Annotated in this window: 20 protein-coding genes; 13 read left to right on the top strand and 7 right to left on the bottom strand. The window is 69.7% G+C overall.

The window, feature by feature from the left end; all coding sequences use genetic code 11:
• Positions 1–33: 33 nt before the first annotated feature.
• From mmsA to ACOKR1_RS06510, 6 genes are all read left to right on the top strand, one after another.
• Positions 34–1,581: a multiple monosaccharide ABC transporter ATP-binding protein gene (gene mmsA, locus ACOKR1_RS06535; protein WP_422935893.1), complete on the top strand. Its 1,548-nt coding sequence runs from the start codon at positions 34–36 to the stop codon at positions 1,579–1,581.
• A gap of 25 nt (positions 1,582–1,606) precedes the next feature.
• Positions 1,607–2,887, top strand: coding sequence for a multiple monosaccharide ABC transporter permease (gene mmsB, locus ACOKR1_RS06530; RefSeq protein WP_422935892.1), 1,281 nt, complete (start codon positions 1,607–1,609; stop codon positions 2,885–2,887).
• Between the two features lie 60 nt (positions 2,888–2,947).
• A complete protein-coding gene (locus ACOKR1_RS06525) occupies positions 2,948–4,048 on the top strand; it encodes a substrate-binding domain-containing protein (RefSeq protein WP_422935891.1) in 1,101 nt (366 codons plus the stop codon).
• Positions 4,049–4,262: 214 nt separating this feature from the next.
• A complete protein-coding gene (locus ACOKR1_RS06520; protein WP_422935890.1) occupies positions 4,263–5,342 on the top strand; it encodes a Gfo/Idh/MocA family protein in 1,080 nt (359 codons plus the stop codon).
• A 116-nt stretch (positions 5,343–5,458) separates the two neighbouring features.
• Positions 5,459–6,421, top strand: a complete 963-nt coding sequence (locus ACOKR1_RS06515) for a hypothetical protein (protein WP_422935889.1) — start codon at positions 5,459–5,461, stop codon at positions 6,419–6,421.
• 84 nt (positions 6,422–6,505) lie between these two features.
• Entirely contained in the window at positions 6,506–8,065 is a 1,560-nt protein-coding gene (locus tag ACOKR1_RS06510; protein ID WP_422935888.1) for a hypothetical protein, read from the top strand.
• A 495-nt stretch (positions 8,066–8,560) separates the two neighbouring features.
• On the opposite strand, the gene ACOKR1_RS06505 is transcribed toward ACOKR1_RS06510, so the two are convergent.
• From ACOKR1_RS06505 to ACOKR1_RS06475, 7 genes are all read right to left on the bottom strand, one after another.
• On the bottom strand, positions 8,561–10,783 hold the full coding sequence (locus tag ACOKR1_RS06505; RefSeq protein WP_422935887.1) for an NADP-dependent isocitrate dehydrogenase: 2,223 nt from the start codon (positions 10,781–10,783) through the stop codon (positions 8,561–8,563).
• A gap of 414 nt (positions 10,784–11,197) precedes the next feature.
• Positions 11,198–12,550, bottom strand: coding sequence for a DUF6454 family protein (locus ACOKR1_RS06500; protein WP_422935886.1), 1,353 nt, complete (start codon positions 12,548–12,550; stop codon positions 11,198–11,200).
• Complete coding sequence (locus tag ACOKR1_RS06495) at positions 12,540–14,138, bottom strand: inositol monophosphatase family protein (protein WP_422935885.1); 1,599 nt, start codon at positions 14,136–14,138, stop codon at positions 12,540–12,542. The genes ACOKR1_RS06500 and ACOKR1_RS06495 overlap by 11 nt, the downstream gene beginning before the upstream one ends.
• Positions 14,135–15,268, bottom strand: coding sequence for an ABC transporter ATP-binding protein (locus ACOKR1_RS06490; RefSeq protein WP_422935103.1), 1,134 nt, complete (start codon positions 15,266–15,268; stop codon positions 14,135–14,137). Before ACOKR1_RS06490 ends, ACOKR1_RS06495 begins: the two co-directional genes overlap by 4 nt.
• Positions 15,269–15,275: 7 nt before the next feature.
• The gene (locus ACOKR1_RS06485) at positions 15,276–16,190 is read right to left on the bottom strand and encodes an ABC transporter permease (protein WP_422935104.1); all 915 of its coding nucleotides are present in this window, start codon (positions 16,188–16,190) and stop codon (positions 15,276–15,278) included.
• Positions 16,190–17,134, bottom strand: a complete 945-nt coding sequence (locus ACOKR1_RS06480) for an ABC transporter permease (protein WP_422935105.1) — start codon at positions 17,132–17,134, stop codon at positions 16,190–16,192. Before ACOKR1_RS06480 ends, ACOKR1_RS06485 begins: the two co-directional genes overlap by 1 nt.
• Positions 17,131–18,285: an extracellular solute-binding protein gene (locus tag ACOKR1_RS06475; RefSeq protein ID WP_422935884.1), complete on the bottom strand. Its 1,155-nt coding sequence runs from the start codon at positions 18,283–18,285 to the stop codon at positions 17,131–17,133. The genes ACOKR1_RS06480 and ACOKR1_RS06475 overlap by 4 nt, the downstream gene beginning before the upstream one ends.
• 299 nt (positions 18,286–18,584) lie before the next feature.
• Between ACOKR1_RS06475 and ACOKR1_RS06470 the strand changes: the two genes are divergently transcribed.
• The 7 genes from ACOKR1_RS06470 (at position 18,585) to ACOKR1_RS06440 (ending at position 23,066) form a co-directional block, all read left to right on the top strand.
• A complete protein-coding gene (locus tag ACOKR1_RS06470) occupies positions 18,585–18,851 on the top strand; it encodes a hypothetical protein (protein ID WP_422935883.1) in 267 nt (88 codons plus the stop codon).
• 193 nt (positions 18,852–19,044) lie between these two features.
• The gene (locus tag ACOKR1_RS06465) at positions 19,045–19,797 is read left to right on the top strand and encodes an AfsR/SARP family transcriptional regulator (RefSeq protein WP_422935882.1); all 753 of its coding nucleotides are present in this window, start codon (positions 19,045–19,047) and stop codon (positions 19,795–19,797) included.
• Positions 19,798–19,818: 21 nt separating this feature from the next.
• Positions 19,819–20,562: a hypothetical protein gene (locus tag ACOKR1_RS06460; protein ID WP_422935881.1), complete on the top strand. Its 744-nt coding sequence runs from the start codon at positions 19,819–19,821 to the stop codon at positions 20,560–20,562.
• 251 nt (positions 20,563–20,813) lie between these two features.
• Positions 20,814–21,005, top strand: coding sequence for a hypothetical protein (locus ACOKR1_RS06455; protein ID WP_422935880.1), 192 nt, complete (start codon positions 20,814–20,816; stop codon positions 21,003–21,005).
• A 206-nt stretch (positions 21,006–21,211) separates the two neighbouring features.
• Complete coding sequence (locus tag ACOKR1_RS06450) at positions 21,212–22,555, top strand: hypothetical protein (protein ID WP_422935879.1); 1,344 nt, start codon at positions 21,212–21,214, stop codon at positions 22,553–22,555.
• A gap of 63 nt (positions 22,556–22,618) precedes the next feature.
• Positions 22,619–22,810: a hypothetical protein gene (locus tag ACOKR1_RS06445; protein WP_422935878.1), complete on the top strand. Its 192-nt coding sequence runs from the start codon at positions 22,619–22,621 to the stop codon at positions 22,808–22,810.
• 64 nt (positions 22,811–22,874) lie between these two features.
• Positions 22,875–23,066, top strand: a complete 192-nt coding sequence (locus ACOKR1_RS06440; protein ID WP_422935877.1) for a hypothetical protein — start codon at positions 22,875–22,877, stop codon at positions 23,064–23,066.
• Positions 23,067–23,101: the final 35 nt, after the last annotated feature.

Genomic DNA, 23,101 nt, shown 5'->3' with positions numbered 1-23,101 from the left:
GACAACGAGGTTCGACCAGGAGGCGAAGGGCATATGGCAGACCAACCTGTGATCCTGCAGATGCAATCCATCACCAAGGAATTCCCGGGCGTCAAAGCGCTCTCGGACGTGAGCCTCAGCGTCAAAGCCGGGGAAATCCACGCGATCTGCGGCGAAAACGGCGCTGGCAAGTCGACGCTCATGAAGGTGCTCTCAGGCGTCTACCCCTACGGCACGTACTCGGGCGACATCGTCTACCAGGGCTCGATCCAGGAATTCAAGGACATTCGCGCGAGCGAGCACGCGGGCATCGTGATCATCCACCAGGAGCTCGCGCTCATCCCCGAGCTGTCCATCATGGAGAACATCTTCCTCGGCAACGAGCCCGCGAAGCGCGGTGTCATCGACTGGAAGGAGGCCCGGCGTCGGTCGATCGACCTCATGGCGCGCGTAGGCCTCTCCGAGGACCCCGACACCCCGATCAAGGACATCGGCGTCGGCAAGCAGCAGCTCGTCGAGATCGCGAAGGCCCTCAACAAGTCGGTCCGCCTGCTCATCCTCGACGAGCCGACTGCCGCGCTCAACGAAACCGACTCCCAGCACCTCCTGGACCTCATCCTCGGTCTCAAGGGCCGCGGGATCACGTCGATCATCATCTCCCACAAGCTCAACGAGATCGAGCAGATCGCGGACTCGATCACGATCATCCGGGACGGGAAGTCGATCGAGACGCTCGACGTCAAAGCTGACGGCGTCGACGAGGACCGGATCATCAAGGGCATGGTCGGCCGCACCCTCGAGTCCCGCTTCCCCGATCACACGCCGAAGATCGGCGAGGTGCTGTTCGAGGCGCGGAACTGGACCGTGCAGCACCCCTCGGTCGCCGATCGCCTTGTCTGCAAGCGGTCGAACTTCTTCGTCCGCAAGGGCGAGATCGTGGGCTTCGCGGGCCTCATGGGTGCGGGCCGCACGGAGCTCGCGCGCTCGATCTTCGGCCACTCGTACGGCAAGTTCCTCGAGGGCCAGACGTTCATGCACGGCCGCGAGGTCAAGATGCACACCGTCCCCCAGGCGATCGACGCGGGCCTCGGCTACGTGACCGAGGACCGCAAGACGCTCGGCCTCAACCTCCTCGACGACATCAAGTCGACCACGGTCTCGGCCGCGCTCAAGAAGGTCACGAAGGGCCTCGTGGTCGACATGAACCGCGAGTACCAGGTCGCCGAGGAGTACCGGCGCTCGCTGCGCACCAAGGCGCCCACCGTCGACGAGGGCGTTTCGAAGCTCTCCGGCGGCAACCAGCAGAAGGTCGTGCTGGCCAAGTGGATGTTCACCGACCCCGAACTCCTGATCCTCGACGAGCCGACGCGCGGCATCGACGTCGGTGCGAAGTACGAGATCTACGGCATCATCCAGCGCCTGGCCAGCCAGGGCAAGGGCGTGATCGTGATCTCCTCCGAGCTCCCGGAGCTCCTGGGCCTCTCCGACCGGATCTACACGATCTTCGAGGGAGCGATCACGGGCGTCCTCGACAAGGAGGAAGCCACCCAGGAGAACCTCATGAAGCTCATGACCCAAGCCCGCAAGAACGCCGCGGCCTGAGACCGCCGAGAGCCAAGGAATCACCATGGACGCCCTCAAGAAGCTATTCGGCGGAAACACCCGCCAGTTCGGCATGATCTTCGCCCTCGTGGCGCTCATCATCCTGTTCCAGATCCTCACCGGGGGGCTCACCCTCACCCCGGACAACGTCATCAACCTGTTCAACGGCAACTCCTACATCCTGATCCTCGCCATCGGCATGGTCCTCGTGATCATCGCGGGCCACATCGACCTCTCGGTCGGCTCGGTCGCCGCCTCGGTCGGCATCATCGTCGCGATCACGATGCGCGACTGGCACCTGCCGTCCGGGGTCGGGATCCTGCTCGGCCTCATCATGGGCGCCGTCATCGGCACGTGGCAGGGCTTCTGGGTCGCGTACGTCGGCATCCCCGCGTTCATCGTGACGCTCGCCGGCATGCTCCTCTTCCGCGGCCTCAACCAGTTCATCGGTCAGTCGAACACGGTCCCGGTGCCGAAGGACTTCACGTACATCGGCGCCGGCTACCTCCCGGAGATCGGCCCCAACACGGGCTACAACAACCTCACGCTCCTGCTCGGCCTCATCGGCGCCGCCGCTGTCGTGTTCTTCCAGCTCCGGGCGCGCCGCGAGGCGAAGGCGCTCGGAGCCGAGGTCCCGGACCAGTGGGTCACCGTCACGCGGCTCGTCCTCATCGTTGCCGCGATCCTGTACGCGACATACCTCTTCGCGACGGGGCGCCCGGGCACGTCCTTCCCGATCCCGGGCCTCATCCTCGGCGTGCTCGTGCTCATCTACGGCTTCGTGTCGTCGAAGACGATCATCGGCCGCCACATCTACGCCGTGGGCGGCAACCGCCACGCGGCCGAGCTCTCCGGCGTCCAGTCCAAGAAGGTCAACTTCATGGTCATGATGAACATGTCGATCCTCGCGGCACTCGCGGGCATGGTCTTCGTGGGCCGCTCGACTGCCTCGGGCCCGTTCGACGGAACCGGCTGGGAGCTCGACGCGATCGCGGCCGTGTTCATCGGTGGCGCGGCCGTCACGGGCGGCGTCGGCACCGTCATCGGGTCGATCGTCGGTGGTCTTGTCATGGCCGTCCTCAACAACGGCCTCCAGCTCCTTGGCGTCGGCGCGGACCTCACCCAGATGATCAAGGGCATCGTGCTCCTGCTCGCCGTCGCGTTCGACGTGTACAGCAAGATCCAGGGCCGTCCGTCCCTCATCGGCCTCCTCATGCGCGGCATGGGCGGGAACGGCAACCGCGGCGTGCCCGCCCAGCCGGACGAGACGACGAAGACCTCCGAGGTCGTCGCCCGCGAATCCTGACCTGCCCTCAATCCGTCCACTGATTTCCACCACCCGGAAACCAAAAGAAAGCGAAACACCATGCGAATGATTGGAAAAGCAGGAAAGGTGGCTGCCATCGCTGCCATCGCAGCGCTGGCGCTGTCCGCCTGTGGTCGCTCGGATACCACGTCCTCCGGCAGCTCGAGCGGCGGCTCCGGCGGGTTCGCGCAGAACTCGCTCATCGGCGTCGCCCTCCCGCAGAAGACCTCGGAGAACTGGGTCCTCGCCGAGGGCCTGTTCAACGACGGCCTCAAGGGCGCGGGCTTCAAGGCGGATGTCGAATTCGCGAACGGCGGCGTCTCCGATCAGCAGAACCAGATCTCGTCCATGGTCACCAAGGGCGCCAAGGTCATCATCGTGGGCGCCATCGACGGCTCCCAGCTCGGCACCCAGCTCAAGCAGGCCAAGGACGCCGGCGCGACCGTCATCGCGTACGACCGCCTCGTGAAGAACACGGACGCGGTGGACTACTACGTGGCGTACGACAACTTCAAGGTCGGTGTCCTCCAGGGCCAGGCGCTCCTGGACGGCATGAAGGCCAAGAAGCCGACCGGCCCGTACAACGTGGAGCTCTTCGCGGGCTCCCCGGATGATGCCAACGCGAAGGTCTTCTTCGATGGCGCCATGAGCGTGCTCCAGCCGAAGATCGACGACGGCACGCTCAAGGTCGTCTCGGGCCAGAAGTCGTTCGACCAGGCCGTGACCCAGGGGTGGAAGGCTGAGAACGCGCAGAAGCGCATGGACACGCTCCTCGCGGCCAGCTACAACAGCACGACGCTGGACGGCGTCCTCTCGCCGAACGACACGCTCGCCCGCGCGATCATCACGTCCGTCAAGGGCGCCGGCAAGCCGGTCCCGGTCGTGACGGGCCAGGACTCCGAGGTCGAGTCCGTCAAGTCGATCATGGCCGGCGAGCAGTACTCGACGATCAACAAGGACACGCGCAACCTCGTGAACAAGGCGATCGACATGGCCAAGAAGCTCCAGGCCGGGCAGAAGCCGGACGTCAACGACGACAAGTCGTACAACAACGGCACGAAGGTGGTCCCCGCGTTCCTCCTCCCGCCGGTCATCGTGACCAAGGCGAACGCCAAGGAGGCTTACGCCAACGACCCGACGCTGAGCAAGCTCACCCAGTAGTCCAGCGTGCGGTCGCCTAGGCGGCCCGAGCACACGGCGGCCGTCCCCACGGGGGCGGCCGCCGTCGTTCGTGGCCCGCTCGGGCCCGCTTATCTGAGCGGTGAAACGTGTCCGAGGCAGACGCGCCGCGGTTCCAACTGATCGGGAAACATCAACCGGGTAGGAGCGCGGCCATCGCGCCCGGCAGCCCCCGCCCGCATGGAAGGATGGGCGTATGACCCGTCACATCCAGCACACGTGGCTCTCGCTCCAGGACACCACCGACCCGCTCGCTCCGACTGGCCAGACGGTGCGCTGGGGCGTCGTCGCGACGGGCGGGATCGCCCGGACGGTGGTGCGAGATCTCGCGATGCTGCCCGACGCCGCGCTCCAGGCCGTGAGCTCGCGCAGCGGCGAGCGTTCCGCGGACTTCGCGCGGGAGTTCGGCTTCGCGCGGCACTACGCGGACGACGGCGAGGTGCCCGGCTTCGAGAGGCTGGCCAGGGACCCGGACGTGGACGTCGTGTACGTCGCGACGCCGCACGCCCAACACCACGAAGTCACGAAGGCCCTCCTGACGGCCGGCAAGCACGTCCTCGTCGAGAAGCCCTTCACGGTCAACGCGCACGAGGCACAGGAGCTCGTGGACCTTGCGAAGGCGCGTGGGGTCTTCCTCATGGAGGCCGTGTGGTCGCGGTTCCTGCCGTCGATGCAGCGCGCGTTCGAGATCGCCGAATCCGGCGAGCTCGGGACCGTCCAGTGGGTCTCCGCCGACCTCGGGTTCCCCGCGCCGAAGGACCCGACCAACCGCATCTGGGCCGTCGAGGCCGGCGGCGGCGCTCTCCTGGACCTGACGATCTACCCCCTGCTGTGGGCGCTCGGGACGCTCGGCTTCCCCGACTCCCTCACGGCGCTCGGGACCCTCAACGGCGACGGGGTCGACGAACAGAACGTGCTCGCGCTCGGCTACAGCGGCGGGCAGCTCGCAACTCTCACGTCCTCGCTCCTTGCGCATGGGCCCCGCGCCGCGACGGTAGCGGGCTCGGCGGGCGTTCTCACGACCGTGGGAAGCATCAACAACCCGAAGGAGATCGTGGTGCGCCGCGGCTGGGATCCGCCCCGCACGGAGCGCTTCGAGCCCGTGGGCCGCGGCTACGTGTACGAGCTCCGCGAAGTGGTCCGCTGCGTCCAGCAGGGCATCGCCGAGAGCCCCACGATGCCGTGGGCGCACACGCTCAACACGATGCGGCTCCTCGACGGCGTCCGCCGGCAACTCGGCATCCGGTACCCCAATGACGAGCGGGTCGCTCGCTGAATCCTGTAGATCCAAGGCGTTTTCCTCCTCCCCCGCTCTAGCGCGCCCGCTCCCCCGGTCCTACGATGGGGGCGTTGCGTGCGCGGCCGATCCCTTCAACTTGGGGAGGTGGGGACATGCGGTTGCCGCTTCTGACGCGATTCCGCGGCCTCACTGCTCTGCGCTGCACGATCGGCGCAGCTGGTCTGGGAATCGGTTGGCTGCTGCTCTCGGGCGCCGCCGCGTCCGCCTCGAGCGATCTGCTCGGCGCTCCGGCCCCAGCACCCGTCGCATCCGTGGTTTCTTCGCTGACCGCACCGGTCGGGCACGCTGTCTCCTCGGTCGGCGCAGCGGCAGAGCCCGCCGCCTCTGGCGTCCTCCAGACTGCCCCCGGCGTGCAGGGCGCGGCGGGCGCGGCGGTCCAACAGACGACGACGGCGCTCGCCCAGGTAGTCGAGGCCGCGCCCGCGGTCGCGGCACCCGTGCTCACCGGTCCGCTGGCGCCGCTCGCCCCCGTGGTGGACGCGACGGCCTCCGGAACGGGCCAGGCCATCCAAAGCGTCGGGGACACCGCGGGAACCGTCGTAGCCACCCCGGTCCCCGTGACCGTCAGTCAGCTTCCCGTGACCGTCGCCGGACCGGCACCGGGCGCTGCCCCGCCCGCGGCCGGCGACGCCACCGATCCCGGCGCGACCGCCATTCCGGCCACCGACGCGGACCCCGCCGACACCGCCGACGCCTCGGAGGCGTCCGCGCTCCCAAACGACCCGGCGGTCGCCGCGACCGAGGCGCTCGGCGTGACGCCGAATTGGCAAGGCCTCTCGACCCCCGCAGTTCTCGTGCCCGGCGCGGGAGCCGGTCAGGTCGGTGTGCCCGCCCCGCAGCCAGGCGGCCCGCCGACGGCTCCGCCGCCCGCCCCGCGGCCCGGCGGGGCCGGCAACGGTGAAGGCTTGGGCGGATCGGGCCCCTCGGGCGGGCTCGCAGCGCTCGCCTTTGGCTTCTTCCTCGCTCCCCTGCTCCCGGTCTCGCGCCGGGCCAGGCGCGTGAGCGACCACGTGCCCTCATCCCCCGCATTCGATCCGGGTTCCACTCCCGACTGACAGGGGACGAGTCTGCCCTCGAGGCGGACACGTCCCGATCCCGCGCGCCCTTGGCGCGTTCGACTGTCCAGTCAGGAGATAACTGTGAAGACCCTTGCCCGCCGAGTTCTGCTCGGCGCAATCGTCGCCGGAGGCCTCATGGGTCTCGGCGAAGCGGCCGCCTTGGCCGACAGCTCAACCACCACGACCCCGGTCGCCAACGTGACCGTTCCCGCGACCGTGCAGACGCCTTCCGGCACGACCTCGGCGCGGCCGAGCGCGACGCTCTTTGCGCCCGTCGCGGCCGTCCTGGGCGGCACGCAGGCTCCAGCCGCGCCGGTCATCACACCGGCCGCTGGCGCGACCTCGCAGGCCGTCTCGGCGCCCGCCGCGAACGCGCCCGCCGTCAGCGTGCTCACCGTCGGCGCGCCCGCTCTGAGCGTACCGATCATCTCGGTCCCGGACGTGACGGCACCCGTCGTCACGGGCGGCGTTTCGGGGGCCCCTGCGGTCACACTCGCGGACACTGCGGTGCCCGTCGTGACGGACAGCGCCTCGCCCGCGCAGACGCTCACGGTTCCGTCCGTGACGGTCCCTGCCGTGACGGTGCCGAACGTCCTGGATCCGGACGAGGCCACTCCGGCGGCTTCGACGACCCCGGCCACGACCCCGGCCGTCACGGTCGCGGTTCCGGAGCTGTCCGTCCCGTCGGTCGGCACGCCCTCGCCGGGCGCCGAGCCACTTTCGGTGACCACGTCGCCGTCGGCCACGCTCGCCGCGCCGACGACGACCGGCGGCACGGTCACGGGCTCCGCCAACCCCGGCGCGACGCTGCTGGCCCCGGCGACGGTCTCAACCGGAACCGGCGGCTCGCTGAGCCCCTCGCTTGCGCTCTCGCCAGCGCTTATCCTCGGGGCGCCGGCCACGGCGTCGACGGGATCGGCTGGCACGGGCGTCCTCGGGCTTGGCACAGGCACAGGCACGGGCCCGGGCAGCGGGATCCTCGGCCTCGGTGGGCTTGGGCTCGGTGACCTCGGACTGGGCGCCCTCGGCGTTCAGCCCGGTTCTGTCCCCTCCGCGGGCGGCAACGGGATCCTCGGCCTCGGCGACCTTGGCCTCGGTGACCTCGGGCTAGGCGCCCTCGGCGTTCAGACCGGTTCTGTCCCCTCTGCGGGCGGCAGCGGCACGGCCGGTACGTCGACGTCTGGCACTGGCTCGTCAGGGTCCGGAACATCCGGCACTCTCCTGACCAGCACCGGAACGGGCACCACGGGCGCAACGTCGGCCTCACGGACCGGCTCGCTGAGCATCGGGTCCTTGAGCGCCGGCTCGCTGAACACTGGCTCCTCTGGTCTGGGCTCGTCAGGCACCGGAACGTCCGGCGCCCTCCTGGCCAGCACTGGAACAGGCACTGCGAGCGGTTCGACCGGAGCGAATGCCCCGGCCGGAGCGAGCGGGGCCACCGGATCGACCGCGACCGGCGCGCTTCCGCAGCTGTGCGCAGCGCTCAGCTCGGCCGTGGGGGGCATGCCTTCCCTCACCGTCGAATTCGCCCTGATTCTCGCTGCCGCCGCGCTACTGCTCGGCATCGGCATGGGACTCGCGCTCGCGGGACTCGGCGGCGGTCTCGCCCTGCGGCGGCTCCGCGCCGCGTCGCTCACCTAGGCCCGTTCCCGGGGATGCCCGCCCGATCAGCCGATCTGGGCAGAGCTGGCTGGCCTCGCGCGCGGCATCCCCGGGGTACGGATACACGAACTCACACGAAGGAATGACTGTCATGAGCAGCATCGGCAACTGGCCCGACCCCCTCTAAATCCGACCCCCGCTGCTAAGCCACAGCGGAAGGCAGACAGGCCTCGGACCGCGGCAGGTCGACATGAGCCGCGGCCCGGGACGCCCAGCCCCGTGCCCCGCCCAGACAACGGGCGCGACGTGCCGACCGATTCGGGCGGCACGCCGCGGGTCGAGGCGTGGGCCAGGGCTCGGCGCAAGGTGGTCTGGCGCGGCGCTGGGGGCCGGGCCAGGCCACCGGGGGGCACCAAAAGGCTCAGAATGGCCCCGGGCACGCGAACGCCCCGCACCGAACCTTGCTGTTTCGGGTACAGATGATCTGTACCCGAAACAGCTGGGTCCGGGTGCGGGGCGCCGCGAGGAGACCGACTACTTGCGGAGCGCGTCCACGATGCCGTTGAGCGTCGCGGAGGGACGCATGACGCCGTACGTCTTCGCCTCATCGGGGCGGTAGTAGCCCCCAATCTCCACGGCGTGGCCCTGGACGCTCAGAAGCTCACCCACGATCGCCTCCTCCTGGGCGGCCAGCTCCTCGGCGACGGGCGCGAACGCGGCGGCCAGGCCGGCGTCGTCCGTCTGCTCGGCGAGTTCCTTGGCCCAGTACTGGGTCAGGAAGTAGTGGCTGCCACGGTTGTCGATCGTGCCCAGCTTGCGGCCCGGGGACTTGTTCTCGAGGAGGAACGTGCCCGTGGCGCGATCCAGCGTGTCCGCGAGGACCTGGGCGCGGGAGTTGCCGGTCGTCGTCGCGAGGTGCTCGAAGCTCACCGCAAGCGCGAGGAACTCACCGAGGCTGTCCCAGCGAAGGTAGTCCTCCTCGAGGAGCTGCTGGACGTGCTTGGGAGCCGAACCGCCGGCACCGGTCTCGAAGAGGCCGCCGCCGTTGATGAGCGGCACCACGGAAAGCATCTTGGCGCTCGTGCCGAGCTCGAGGATCGGGAACAGGTCCGTGAGGTAGTCACGGAGCACGTTGCCGGTCACGGAAATCGTGTCCTCGCCGCGGCGGATGCGCGCGAGCGAGAACGCCGTGGCCTCCGCCGGGGCCATGATCTCGATCTGGAGGCCCTCGGTGTCGTAATCCTTGAGGTACTCGCGGACCAGGCCGATGAGGTTGCGGTCGTGCGCGCGGGTCTCGTCGAGCCAGAACACCGCCGGCGTCTTCGACGCGCGGGCGCGCGTCACGGCGAGCTTGACCCAATCGCGGATCGGCACGTCCTTGGTCTGGCATGCGCGCCAGATGTCGCCCTGCTCGACCTCGTGCTCGATGAGTACGCTGCCGGCGCCGTCGACCACCTGGACGCGGCCCGCGGCCGGGATCTCGAACGTCTTGTCGTGGCTGCCGTACTCCTCGGCGGCCTGAGCCATGAGGCCCACGTTCGGCACGGTGCCCATGGTCGTGGGGTCGAACGCTCCGTGCGCGCGGCAGTCGTCGATGACGACCTGGTACACGCCCGAGTAGGAGGAGTCGGGGAGGACCGCGAGCGTGTCGTGCTCCGCACCGTCAGGGCCCCACATGTGGCCGCCGAGGCGGATCATCGCGGGCATGGACGCGTCCACGATCACGTCCGACGGGACGTGCAGGTTCGTGATGCCCTTGTCCGAGTTGACCATCGCGATCTCGGGGCCATCCGCGAGGCCCTTCGCGACGAGCGCCGTGACGCCCTCGCGGACGTCCTCGGGGAGTTCGTCGAGGCCGTTGAGGATCGAGGCGAGGCCGTTGTTCGGGCTCAGGCCTGCGGCGGCAAGCTGCTTGCCGTACGTCGCAAAGAGCTCGGAGAAGTAGGCGCGGACCACGTGGCCGAAAATGATCGGGTCCGAGACCTTCATCATCGTGGCCTTGAGGTGCGCCGAGAACAGGACGCCCTCCGCCTGGGCCCGAAGCACCTGCGCGGCGAGGAACTCGTCGAGGGCCGCGGCGCTCATGAACGTGCCGTCCACGACCTCGCCCGCGAGGACCTTGAGGCCCTTCTTGAGGTCCTTGACGGTTCCGTCCTCGAGCACGAGCTGGATCGTGAGGGTGTCGTTAGCGGGGATGACCACAGACTTCTCGTTGTGACGGAAGTCAGCGGCGTCCATGGTCGCGACGTTGGTTTTCGACGCCGGGGACCAGGCGCCCATCGAGTGCGGATTCTTGCGCGCGTAGTTCTTGACCGAGAGCGGCGCGCGACGGTCCGAGTTGCCCTCGCGGAGCACGGGGTTCACGGCGGAACCCTTGATCTTGTCGTAGCGCGAACGGATGTCCGTCTCCTCGTCGGAGGCGGGGCTGTCCGGGTAGTCGGGAACCGCGTAGCCCTGCGACTGGAGTTCGGCGATCGCCGCCTTGAGCTGCGGGATCGAAGCGCTGATGTTCGGGAGCTTGATGATGTTCGCCTCGGGCTTCTTCGCGAGCTCGCCGAGCTCCGCGAGCGCGTCCGAGATGCGCTGGTCCTGGGCGAGATAGTCGCCGAACGTCGCGATGATGCGGCCCGACAGGGAGATATCGCGGGTCTGCACGTCGACGCCCGCGGCCGACGCGAACGCCTGGATGATCGGGAGGAACGAGTGGGTCGCCAGCATCGGCGCCTCGTCCGTGTGCGTATAGATGATGGTGGCCATGGGTGGGCGCCTCCCTGGAGCTGAAGCAGACCGCGGCGCCGGTGTGCGCGGTTCAGCGCTCGCCGCAGTATGCGTGGATGCTGCTATATCAACGTCCTTAACTTACCGGAGCGCGGCACCGGTCGAGGATCGTGACGAAAACCCGGGCGCCGGGCGGCTCATTCGGGGCGCTGGGCCGTTGCTGCCCGCCCAGCGCGGGCCCCACCCTGACGGTGTTCCGTCCTCGGCCCGATTCGTGGGCAGGGACTCTCAGTTCGGCGGCCTCGCGCCGCCGAAGCGGCGGGGCGTCGGTGCAACTGGGAACGTCGACATCAGGCCGCACGCAGCCCGCCTGCGCTCCGGCACGGGCGGCGCACCCGCCGTCGTCCGGCGTGGACGGCGGACCTTGGTTCCTGTAAGGAGCATCCCCAGATGTCAACACGTCCGCCCCTCGGGCGTTCCCTCGCCGTCGCCGTGGCCCAACTCCGGCCGCGCGCACAGCGCTCCGGCCGCCTGCCCTTGCGTTCGAGAAGCGTTCTCGCGCTCGCGGCGGCGCCCGCCGTCAGCTCCGCGCCCCTCGTGCCAGCAGGCAGCGGCGACGCCATCGTCACCTCGGGCAGCCCCGCCACCCCCTTCCCCCAGAACAAGCAGAACGAGCCGTCGATCGCCCGCGATCCCATCTCGGGAACCCTCATCGCGGGCGCCAACGACGAGATCGACCTCGCGCCCTGCGTGCAGCGCGCCAACGGTTCGGGGTCGTGCCCGTTCACGCCCGGAGTGGGTGTGAGCGGCGTGTACTTCTCGACCACCAACGGGACCTCGTGGTCGCAGCCCACGTACACGGGGTTCTCCGCGCGAAGCGGCACGGCCGCCGCCGGAGGAAAGATCGGGACCCTGCCCAACTACTTCGAGGCCGGGATCGTCTCGGGCGGCGATCCGATGGTGGCCGTCGGGCCCCAACCCGACGCGCAGGGCCACTTCTCGTGGGCCAACGGCAGCCGCTACTACCGGCACCTCGGCAGCGATGCGGCGTTCGGACGGACGGACGACGGCGATGCCTCCTAGCTCGAACACCCCACCACGGGCGTCCCGCAGCTCGGCGATGCCGCCGCACACGAGCCGACCGCCGCCGTCGTACTGGGCGTCCTGGAAGTCGACGAACGCGCTCGGGTTGTCCCATGACTCCGCCTCGGCGACGTTCGCGCCGTCGCCCGTCCCGCCGTCGTCCGACCCGAAGCTGCCGATCCCGAAGCCTCCAAGATCCCAGCGATAGAACCGCCGCGAGCCCCAGCTCGCGCCGTACAGCGCGCCGGACCCGGGATCCGCGGCAAGCCACGAGACGTGGTCGCCGACCGCGAAGCGCGCGGTCACCTCGAGCGTGCGCGTGTCGATCGTGTAGACGATGCTCCGGCTGGCCGCGCGGTACTCGGCGACGGGCACCCAGAGGAGCCCGGCGGCCGTGTCGATGCCGCCGGGGTGGTACACGTCGCCGTCGCCGAGCAGGATGTCGGCCTCGAGCGTCCCGTCCGGCGCCAGCACGAGGACGTGCCCCCGCCCGGCCCCGGGAGTGCGCCGCGCCGGGTCTCCGCCGTGCCCCGGAAGCGGCTCGGGTCGCTCCGTGAGCTCCACGGTCGAAAGGAAGATCCGTCCCGCGGCGAACGCAAGGCCCTGCGGGTGATGCGTCGGGAACGCGAGCGGGACGCGGCGGACGAGCTCGAAGCGCGTCCGTCGCGTCCACGCGGCAACCTCGGCGGAGAGACTCCCGTCGCGCGGGGGCTCAGCCCACACTCGGCGCGTCCTGCTCCGCGCGGCGGGCCACCGCCCACACGGAGTAGAGCTCGGCAGCATGCTCGGGGCGCGCCGCGAGGATGCCGCCCGCGGCGGGCCACATGGTCTCGTCGCCGTCGTCGTCGAGCAGCACGCCGCCCGCCTCGCGGACAATGAGCGCCGCGGCGAGGTGATCGATGGGGCTGAAGCGCTCGATCACGCTCCCAGCGCCCCGGCCGCTCGCGATCCCGGCGAGGGTGAGCGTACCCGAGCCCATGACGCGCATCGTGCTGAACCGCTCCCCGAGTGCGGCCAGGAAGCCGCCCATGCCGGGCCACGGCTCGTGGCCGAGGAGTTCGGTGCCGACGACCGTACCGGCGAGCGTCTTGTCCCCGCCCGGCGCGCCGGAGCGCAGGTCGAGCCGCCGGCCGTCGAGCTCAGCCCCCAGCCCGGCGACGGCGGCGAAAACCTGGCCGCGCCACACATCGCCGACGACCGCCACGAGCGGCTCGCGGTCCACCGCGAGCGCGAGCGAGAACGCCGTCCACGGCACGCCGTTGGCCAGGTTCGCGGTGCCGTCCACGGGGTCCACGTACCAGCACGGGACACCGGGCTCGGCGGTCCCGCCGAGCTCCTCCCCCACGACGAGGTGGCCGGGGAGCCGCTCGGCGATGACCTCGCGGACGCGCCGCTCCACCGCGACGTCGACTGCCGTGACGTGGTCGGCGGCGTGCGCCTTGGAGGTGACGTCGCCGAGATCGGCGCGCTGGGTGAAGTCGACGGCCCAACTCGCGAGCTCGTGCGCGACGACGATGGCCGCCGTGAGCTCATCGCCCGTGAGCCTCGAGGGCTTGGGCGCGGCACGCCAGGCGTCGGGCCCCTCGGCGACGACGCGCTGGAGGGCGCTGAGCCGGTTCGTCGTCACGGCGTCCGCGCCCACGGCGAGGACCCAGCGGATGGCGTCCTCGTCGTCGACCGTCCAGCACGCCACGCGCGCGCCGGCCGCGTGGGCCGCGTCGACGAGCGCGCGGCTGAGCACGGGGTACTCCGAGTTGACGACGTCGGGGCGCAGCGACGCGATGAGCTCCCGCGGCGGGAGGTCGCGGCGGTTCCACGGGAGCCACACGCTCGCGTCCGCGTCGAGGCTGCGCACGATCTTCATCGCCTCGAGGTTGCCGCACCACGCGACGCTCGCGCCGTGGGCCGCCTCGCGGACCGCGGCGACCGTGGGCGCCGCGCACTCCGGATCGTCCATGTCGATGAGGAGTGTCGAGGGCGTGCCCGCCACGAGGGCGAGCGCGTCGGCGAGGAGCGGGATCTGGTTCTCGCCGTCACCGAGGGCCGCGATGTCGGCCCAGTCGAGCTCGGACGCGCGCCGGTCCAGGCCCCAGAGCCGGTCGAGGGTCGGGTCGTGCAGGAGCACCACGCGGCCGTCGCGCGTGACGCGCACGTCGATCTCGACGATGTCCGCGCCCGCCTCGATCGCCGAGCGGACGGCCGCGAGCGTGTTCTCGCGGTGCCGCTCGACGTCGCCGCGGTGGGCGCTCAGCTGGGGCGCCGTGCGACGGAGCGCGCTCGGCTGCGCTGCCTGGGGGGCCGCTGCGCTCACGCGACCACGCCCTCGCGCACGAGCTTGCCGTCCTCGAAGTCGAGCCACTTCTCGATCCGCGCGTAGCCGCTCGCGCCGACCGGCGGGACGGCGCCCGTGACGAACGCGCGCAGCTCGGCGTCCTCGCGGCGCAGGTAGAGCTCGGCGAAGTGCCCCCGGGGCACCACGCGCTCGACCGTCGCCGGAAGGCCGTCGACGGCGCTGTGGCGCGCGCCGTTCGCCGCGCCGTCGCGCGAGTCATCGACGAACACGACGTCCTCGGGCCGGACGCCGACCACGCCCGCACCGGCCACGATGCGGCCGTCCTCGACGCGGCCCTCGAGGCGGTTGAGGCTCCCGATGAACGTCGCGACGAACTCGGTGGCCGGGGCGCTGTACAGCTCGGCGGGCGTGCTGAACTGCTCGATGCGGCCCTGGTTCATGACCGCGATCCGGTCCGACATCGACATGGCCTCCTCCTGATCGTGCGTGACGATGAGGGTCGTGATGCCGAGGCGCTGCTGGATCTCGCGGATGTCCTCGCGGACCTTGACGCGCAGCTTCGCGTCGAGGTTGGACAGCGGCTCGTCGAGCAGGAGCAGCTCGGGCTCCTGCACGAGGGCCCGTGCGAGCGCGGTGCGCTGCTGCTCGCCGCCCGAGATGCGCGCGGGCCGCGAGTCCTTGTGGTGCAGGAGGTTCACGAGCGAGAGCGCCGCGTCGACGCGCTGGGAGATCACAGTCTGGGACAGCTTGGGCCGCTTGCGCAGCTTGAGCGGGAAGCCCACGTTCTTCGCGACGGTCATGTGCGGCCACAGCGCGTAGTTCTGGAACACCATGGCGCTGGGACGCTGCTCGGGACCGAGGTGGACCACCTCGCGGTCGCCGACCTTGATCGAGCCGGCGTCCGGGGCGAGGAAGCCCGCGATCATGCGCAGCGTCGTGGTCTTGCCGCAGCCGGAGGGTCCCAGGAGCGAGACGAGCTCGCCCGGCTGGACAGTCATGTCGAGGCTGTCGATGATGGTCCGGCCGCCGAGGACCTTGTGCAGGCCGCGGACGTCGAGGCCTCCCGAGGGCTTGGCGGGCGTCGAGGCCGCGGCCTCGGCTGCCGGAGCCCCTGAGGCGGAAGAGGACAGAGTCGGGTTCGTGGTCATGGTGCCTCTACTTGATCTGGAAGCCCTCGGCGAGCTGGCCGCCGACGATGTGTTTGTGCGCCGCAAGGAGCAGGGCGACGGAGGGAATCGCCAGGAGGATCGAGAACACGGCTGCCACCTGGGTCGGGTAATTGAGCACGAGGCTGTACATCTGCGTGGGCATCGTCATGTAGTCCGGAGCGCCCACGAGGTACGTGCCCTGCGCCTCGTCGAAGGAGGCGAGGAAGCTCATGATCGCGGCCACGAGGATGCCGGGGAGGGCCATCGGCAGCGTCACGCTGAAGAAGACCCGCAGCTTGGACGCGCCCGCATCCCGGGCGGCCTCCTCGAGGCTCCGCGGCACCGCCGCGAACGCGGCGGACGGGATCCACGTCATGAAGACGATCGTCCCGAGCACGTGCACAATGAGGATGCCCAGGATCGAGTTCATGAGGTTGAGCGCGTAGAAGAGCGCCGCGAGCGAGACGAAGAGCCCCATCTTCGGGAACGCGTTGGCCGCGAAGAGCCCGATGAGGAAGAAGCGCCGGCCGGGGAACTCGAAGCGCGCGAACGCGTAGGCCGCGGGCAGGCACAGGGCCGCCGAGACCAGGACCGTGAGCGGGGCGAAGAACAGCGAGTTCTGCACCGCGACGCCGAGCGCCTTGTCGCCGAAGACCACTTCCCACCAGTGCGTGGTCCAGCTGTCGGGCCACAAGTGGGGGTACGTCCAGCTGTCCGCGAACGCGCGGACCGCGAGCCACGCGAGCGGGCCGATGATGAACAGCGCGAGCAGGAGCGCGAGCACGGTCGTGAGGAGGCCCGTGGCGCTCCTGCGGGCCGCGCGGGGCGTGGCCTCCGCCGGGGCGGGAGCGGACTCGCGCGGTGCTGCGGCCCGCGGCGCCGCGGGCTCAGGCGCCGCAGGCCCAAGGGTCTTCTGAGCCATCAGAGGGCCCCACTTTCCTTGGCGGAGCGGAAGTTCGCCCACACGTACACCGCGGCGATGCCGGACGCGATGATGAACACGACGAACGCCATGACCACGGCCTGCTGCGGCTGGTTGAACGCCGAGAAGTAGTTCGACATGTCGACGCCGAGCATATTCGGCGAGTTGGGGCCCGTGAAGTACGGGACCGTGAACGAGCCGAGGATGCCGATCGCCGTGAACGTCGTCGCGATGATGATCGGCACGCCCGCCATGGGCACCACGACGGAGGCGACGACGCGCCAGAAGGAGGCTCCGGCGTCGCGCGCCGCGTCGATCATGGCCTGCGGCACGGCCTGGAGGCCGGAAGTGACGAGGAGCGTCGCGAACGGCAGGGACGTCCACACCGAGCCGATGATCACGGTGATCATCGTGAAGGACCACACGGGGAAGTCGAGCCCCACGAGCGCGAACACGCTGCGGAGGAAGCCGTCCGCCGAGTAGAAGCCCAGGATCGCCCAGGAGGCGATGACCACCGGAATGAAGAGCGGGACGACGGCGAGACCGGAGAGGACCTTGCCGAGCACTCCCCCTCTGAACTTGAGGTACAGGCCGATGCCCGTCGCGAGCACGATGACCGAGGTGGTGCTCACGAGCGTCACGATCACCGTCACGCCGAGGTCGCCGAGGAAGCGGCGATCCACAAAGAGATCACCGTAGGCCCCGAACGTGGGCACGGCGCCCTGCGCCTCGTGCACGTTCTGGCCGATGACCGCGATCGTGTGGTTGAGCCCACCCGTGAAGCCCAGGCTGAACCCGAGCGCCAAGAGGATCGGAAACCCGATGAAGAGCGCAATGAGCACGATCGGCGGGAGCGCCATGAACAGGCCGCGCGCCTGCCCTGCGGACACCCGAGGGGTGCCGGCGGGGCCAGGCGCGCGGCGCGACCGGACCGTGGAGGTCACTGGCCGGGGACCTTCTGATCCCACTGGTTGTTCATGTCCTTGCCAACCTGGTCGAAGTACGGGAGGCGGAGGTTGTTGGGATCCGCGCTCGAGAACTTGGACTGGAGGTCGGCCGGGAGCTTGTTGAGCGGGATGGCCGGGTAGCCCGAGATGTCCTTGACGATCATGGCCTGCTGCTCAGGCGCCAGCACGAAGTTGGCGAGCTTGACGGCGGCGTCCATGTTCGGGGTGTTCGACGGGATGCCCAGGTATGCGGCGCCGCCCGTGAACGAGGGGTTCGAGATCTGCGCGGACTTGATCGTCGAGGGGATCGAGCCGTTCGCGACGCCCGTGGTGAACTGGTCCGACCAGACCGGGGCCATGGTGATCTGACCCTTCGCGAGAAGGTCAAGCGTCTGCTGGTTGCCGTTGGGGTAGACGCCCTTCTGGTACACGTACTGGTTGAGGCCCTTGAGCTCGGCGAAGCCCTGGTCCCAGTTGGACTCGAGGTCCTTCGCGTAGCTCGTGCCCATCTTCTGGCGCGCGTCGGCGGGGACGTACCTGTCCAGCACGGTCGCGACGAAGGATCCGCCGGAGCCGCCCGACTTCGGCGAGTTGTACGTGAACTTGCCCGGGTTGGCCTTGATCCACGCGAGCAGCTCGTCGAGGGTCTTGGGCGGCGTCGGGATGGTCTTCGAGTCGTACGCGAGCAGCACCGAGGAGCCGCGGTACGGGATACCGCCCGTGCCGCCGGCCTTGACGGTGTCGGCCGAGATGCTCGAGAGCGCCGAGACCTTCGCGGAGTCGACCGGCGTGAGCAGGTTCGCCGCGGAGGCCTTCGGGACGAAGCCGGCGTCGACGAGGTCGAAGTCCGGGGACTTCTTCTGCTCGACCGAGCTCGTGAGCTTCGCGAGGGTCTGCGCGTCGTGCTCGCCGTGGAGGTCGATCGTGACCTGGACCTTGTAGCCCGGGTTGGCCTTCTCGAACGCCGGGCCGAGGTCCTTCTCCCACAGGTTCTGGATGTTGGTGTCCCCGCTGATGAAGACGCGAACGGTCTTCGACCCGGCATCCCCGGAGCTCGCGGCGGACGAGCTGCTCTGGGCGCAGCCGGTAAGGGCAAGGGCCGTCGCGGCGATGGCCGCTGTGGCTCCGAGGGCGGTGGTGAGCTTCATGGATCTCTCCTGATACGCGGCCGGGTTCTTCCTGGCCGAGGACGTCGTGGTGGCGTCGTGCGGCGCCTCGCCCCCCGACAGTCAGGCGCCGACATTCCATAGAAGATGTTTGTCCTAACGAACTGTCAAAGATTAGGTTTCGCGGCGGTGAACGGACACGGAAGCCTTCCCCCGAACTGGAACACTCGCACTCACTACCGAAACTCGCGTCAGCTTCGCGCCTAGACTGCCTCTTGAGAGACAGGTAGCAGCGCGCCCATTTCGTGGGCCTACACGCCCATGTGGCAACCGGGGGGAAAATGGCACAGCATTCCGCATCCGCCAAGGGAGACGAACCGGGCGAGTCGGGGCTCGAGGAGTTGGGCACGCTCGTTCTCCGCGTGTGGAGGGAGCCCGAATCCGAGGAGAGCCTGCGGATCCGCATCCTTGCGTCCGACGGCGCGTGGGAGCCAGGCGAGCTGACCGTCACCCCAGATTCGGAAGCCGCTGTCAAGAGTGTGCGCGATTGGCTTGAGGCCCGCACGGGCCAGCGCCAGGCCAGCGAGGGCACCGACCCCCACGTGTGACAAGCGATTTCACGCTCCCGGTAGTGCGCTAGATCTTTCGCAAAAGTTCCAGTCAAGGCGAATAAATCTATTGACTGGATTATCTCCGCTTCGTCATGCTTATCTCGTTCATCAGGCGTGCATCGCGGGGAGAATCGCCAATCAGGACGACCCTTCTCCGCGGGCTCTCGCATCACGACGGAGGGTCTGGCCCATGGAATGGGAACTGCACCTCTTGGGCTGCTGGCAGCTCCTGTGCGACGGGCACATGGTTGCGGTCGGAGCCCGCCAGCAGCGCCTCATCACCGCGCTCGCCCTCGTGGGCCAGCGTTCTCGCTCATACCTCGCGGGCCTCCTGTGGCCCGACAGTCCGGAGCACCAAGCCTCGGGGAGCCTTCGGGCCACGGTGTTCAAAGTCCGGCACCAGCTGCCCGGGCTCCTGACCGACAGTCTCGATCCCGTGTGCCTTTCCGCCTCTGTCACGGTCGACCTCCACGAGCTGCGCCGCAGCGCCGAGGAGGCTCGCTCCGGCCGGAGCATTGCGCCCGGGATCGCGGAACGCCTCTACTCGGCCGAGCTCCTGCCCGGCTGGTACGACGACTGGATCATCTTCGAACAGGAGCGCCTGCGCGAGCTGCGCATCGCCTCCCTCGAGGCGATCGCGCGCCACTACCTCGGCACCGACGAGCCGGACGCCGCCGTCGCCGCGGCGATGCACGCCGCCGCGATCGAGCCGCTGCGCGAATCTGCGCACGCGCTCATGATCCGGGGCCAGATCCACGCGGGCAACACTGCCGGCGCCTATCGCACCCTCGCAGACTTCCGCCGCAGGCTGCGCGACGAAATGGGCCTCGAGCCCTCGCGCCGGCTCGAGGCGGCCATCGGCGGGAACTCCGCCGGGGACTTCGGGCTCCCCGGCCCCCTCGCGGCCAAGAACCGCGCACCCCGGCTTGCAGCACATCACTAACCCTGGAAGGAGCTGTGAGGTATGGCACGTCGCCTGAGGTGGAAAGTCCCGGCCATCGCCCTCTCCCTTGCCGTCGTGGCGGCGCTCGGTGCTTCGGCCCCGGGCGCCGCCTCTGCGGACGGGCGGGGGCCCGACGACGATTCGCGCGCCTCGGCGTCGCTCGAAGCGGCCTCCACGGCCATCCCGACCATTGCCCGGCCGCTCGTCACGGACGCGACCCGCTCCGACCCGACCCTTCGCCCGTCTGGCGGCAAGGCCGTCTCGACGGCGACCGCGACGAGTGGGTGCGACGGTTGCTCGGGCACGGCCACGACGCTCCAGACCGTGCGGGTCGTCGGCAACGGCGCGGCCGTCGCGGACAATGTCGCGGCGGCGTGGTCGACTTGCGCGGGCTGCTCCTCGACGGCCGTGTCGGTGCAGATCATCACTGGGCCGAGGGCCTCCGCCGTGGTGGTCAACAACCGCTCGCTCGCCGTCAACGTGATGTGCTCGGGCTGTAGGACCACCGCCGTCGCGCTCCAGTTCGTGATCATCGGCGGCTCGCAACGCGAGCTCTCTGCGGAAACCAAGGCCCTCATCCAACAGATCGAGCAGGAACTCGGCCTCAAGCTCTCCGCGGCCAAGGCGGCGCACCCCGAGGATTCATGGCGCGACGAGGCGAAGAGGGACGCGGACGACGCCGCGAATCGCGCCAAGGCGGTCATCGCCGAGGACACCCAGGCGCCTGGCGTCACCGCCCGGGTCGAGGTCGACGCCGGCGGCTGACGCCCCGCCCGAGCTCCTCTGCGAACTCCCGGACGAACCCCTCAGCCGAGGCCCCCGCCGGCAGCCCCCGAAGCTGCCGATGGGGGCCTCTCTGTGCGTTCCGGGTCGCCTCGCGGGCCGTGTTTCCCCACGTCAGACCGATAACGCGGCAATAACACGAGGGTAACAATCCATTCGATGGAATTACTGCAGCGGTTGACCCCAATCGCCACACCGAATCCAGATCACCAACCACCAAGGAGTTGAGTCCATTGACGAAGCTGACCATGACTGACCTTGCCGCTGAGACCGTCGAGCTGCTCCCGGGCCGCGAGACCCTCGTGTTCGACCTCAACTGGACGGGCATCCTCGCCTCGAACAGCTCGGTCGCCCTCAACGCCGTGACGCTTGCATCGGTCGCGAACAGCGCCGCCGGCCAGTTCATCACGGTCACGCAGGGCTAGTACCTGCGTCCCCGGGCGATCCGGGGCGGCCGGTCTCCCAGCGCGGCCGCCCCGGGCCCCCACGGCCCACGGAACCATCCCCCGGCAAACCCAGCCCAGTCCCCACACAGTCCCCCCACCTCCTCAGCCCGCATCACCTCCTCAGCCCGCACCCCTCAGCCCACCCACCCCTCAGCCCACCCACCCCTCCCGTAGGAGCCCCGACCATGACGCAGGAACTTGCCGCTCCGCCGCAGCGCTGGCAGCGCGCGGCCGGCATCGAGCTTCTGGGCCTCGTGTCCGGTTCGGGCCTCAACCACGCGACCTACCTCGTGCGCCGGGCCGACGGGCAGGTAGTCCAGCTCAGCGAGCTCCTGCACCACATCGTCGCCGAGGCCGCCGAGCCTCTCCCCTCCGAGGAACTCGCCCGGCGAGTGAGCGCGGGCTTCGGCAAGGAGCTCGACGTCGAAGGCCTCACGCTCCTCGCGGAGAGCAAGCTCGAGCCCCTGGGGCTCCTCGAACACCCCGACTCCGCCCTCGCCGCCCCGGCGCCGACGGCCGCGCCGCTCCTCGCGCTCACCGCCAAGGCCACGCTCGTGCCGCGCGCCGCCGTCGCCCGTCTCTCGAGGCTCCTCAAGCCGCTGTACGCGACGCCCGTCGTCGTCACGGCGTGCCTCGCGCTCGTGGCGCTCGACGCGCTCCTGTTTGCGAGGTCGAACGCCGGCGCGGCCCTCAACGACGTGCTCCTCACGCCCGGTCTGCTGCTGAGCCTCTTCGCGCTCATGAGCGTGGGGGCGTTGGTCCACGAAGTCGGGCACGCGACCGCGTGCCGCTACGGTGGCGCGAAGCCCGGTGTCATCGGCGTGGGCCTCTACCTGATCTTCCCGGCGTTCTACACAGACGTCACCGACTCGTACCGCCTGAGCCGCGCGGGCCGCATCCGGACCGACCTCGGCGGGCTCTATTTCCACCTCTGGTGGGTCCTCGCTGCGGGGCTCGGGTACCTCGCGACGGACAGCCCTGTGCTGCTTCTGCTCGTCATCATGACCCAGCTCCAAATGGCGCAGCAGCTTCCGCCCGCGATCCGGCTCGACGGCTACTTCGTGCTCGCCGACCTCGCGGGGGTCCCCGACCTCTTCGCCCGCGTGGGGCCCGTGCTCCGCAGCCTCATCCCGGGGCGCGGCGTCGACCCCCGGGTGAGCGAACTGAGGCCGATCTCGCGGTGGATCGTGACCTCGTGGGTGCTCATCGTCGTGCCGTTCCTGGCCGGGGTCGTCGTGTGGCTCGCCGTGAGCCTCCCATACATCCTCACGAGCGCCGTCGCCGCAACCATCGTCCACGTCAGCAACCTCTCCCTCGCGGTGACGGCCGGCCAGCCCGTCGAGGCGGCCCTCTCCCTCCTCGCGATCACGCTCATCGCCCTGCCGGCCATCGGATCAGTGCTGATCCTGGCCCAGGCCCTCGGGAACATCCTGCGGGCACTCGTGCGGCGCCTCACGCCCCGCATGCCCCGGCCGCTTCCGCGGCACGTCATCCCGAGCAACGCACTCCGAGTCGGCCGCCACAGCTGACCCGGCCATCCAGCTCTCACCCGTTTGAGAGTCACGACCGCACCCGGAAAGGGGGTGAACATCATGCAGAAGCTCACCAAGGCCGATCTGGCCGCCGAGTCTGTCGAACTGCTCCCGGGCCGCGAGACCCTTCTCTGGGACCGCAACATCGCCGGCATCCTGGCGTCGAACACCTCGTTCGCAGTGAACGCGGCGACCGTCCTTTCGGCGGCGAACAGCACCGCGCTCCAGGGCGTCACCGTCACTCAGTTCTGACCGCGAAAGCGCCTCCAGCGCCGGTCTCGTGCCGGCGCTGGGAGCCCACACCTAGGAGGACATCATGCAGGCAGCCCTTGCCGCTGACGTCGCCGCTGAGCACGCCGAGCTGCTTCCGCAGCGCGACACGATGCTCTTCGACATCAACGTGGCACCGGTCGTTGCAGTCAACCTGGCCATCGCGGTCAACGCCGCGACGATCGGGTCGACCGCCAACGCAGCCGCGCTCCAGATCGTCGGCGTGCTCCAGCACTAGTCGGCGCTCGTCGGACCGGGAGCCGGCGCTCTGCG

The organism is Sinomonas sp. P47F7 (assembly GCF_049332655.1).
GTDB lineage: Bacteria > Actinomycetota > Actinomycetes > Actinomycetales > Micrococcaceae > Sinomonas.
The sequence above is the reverse complement of the archived record's forward strand: the minus strand, read 5'-3'. Positions and strand labels throughout refer to the sequence as shown.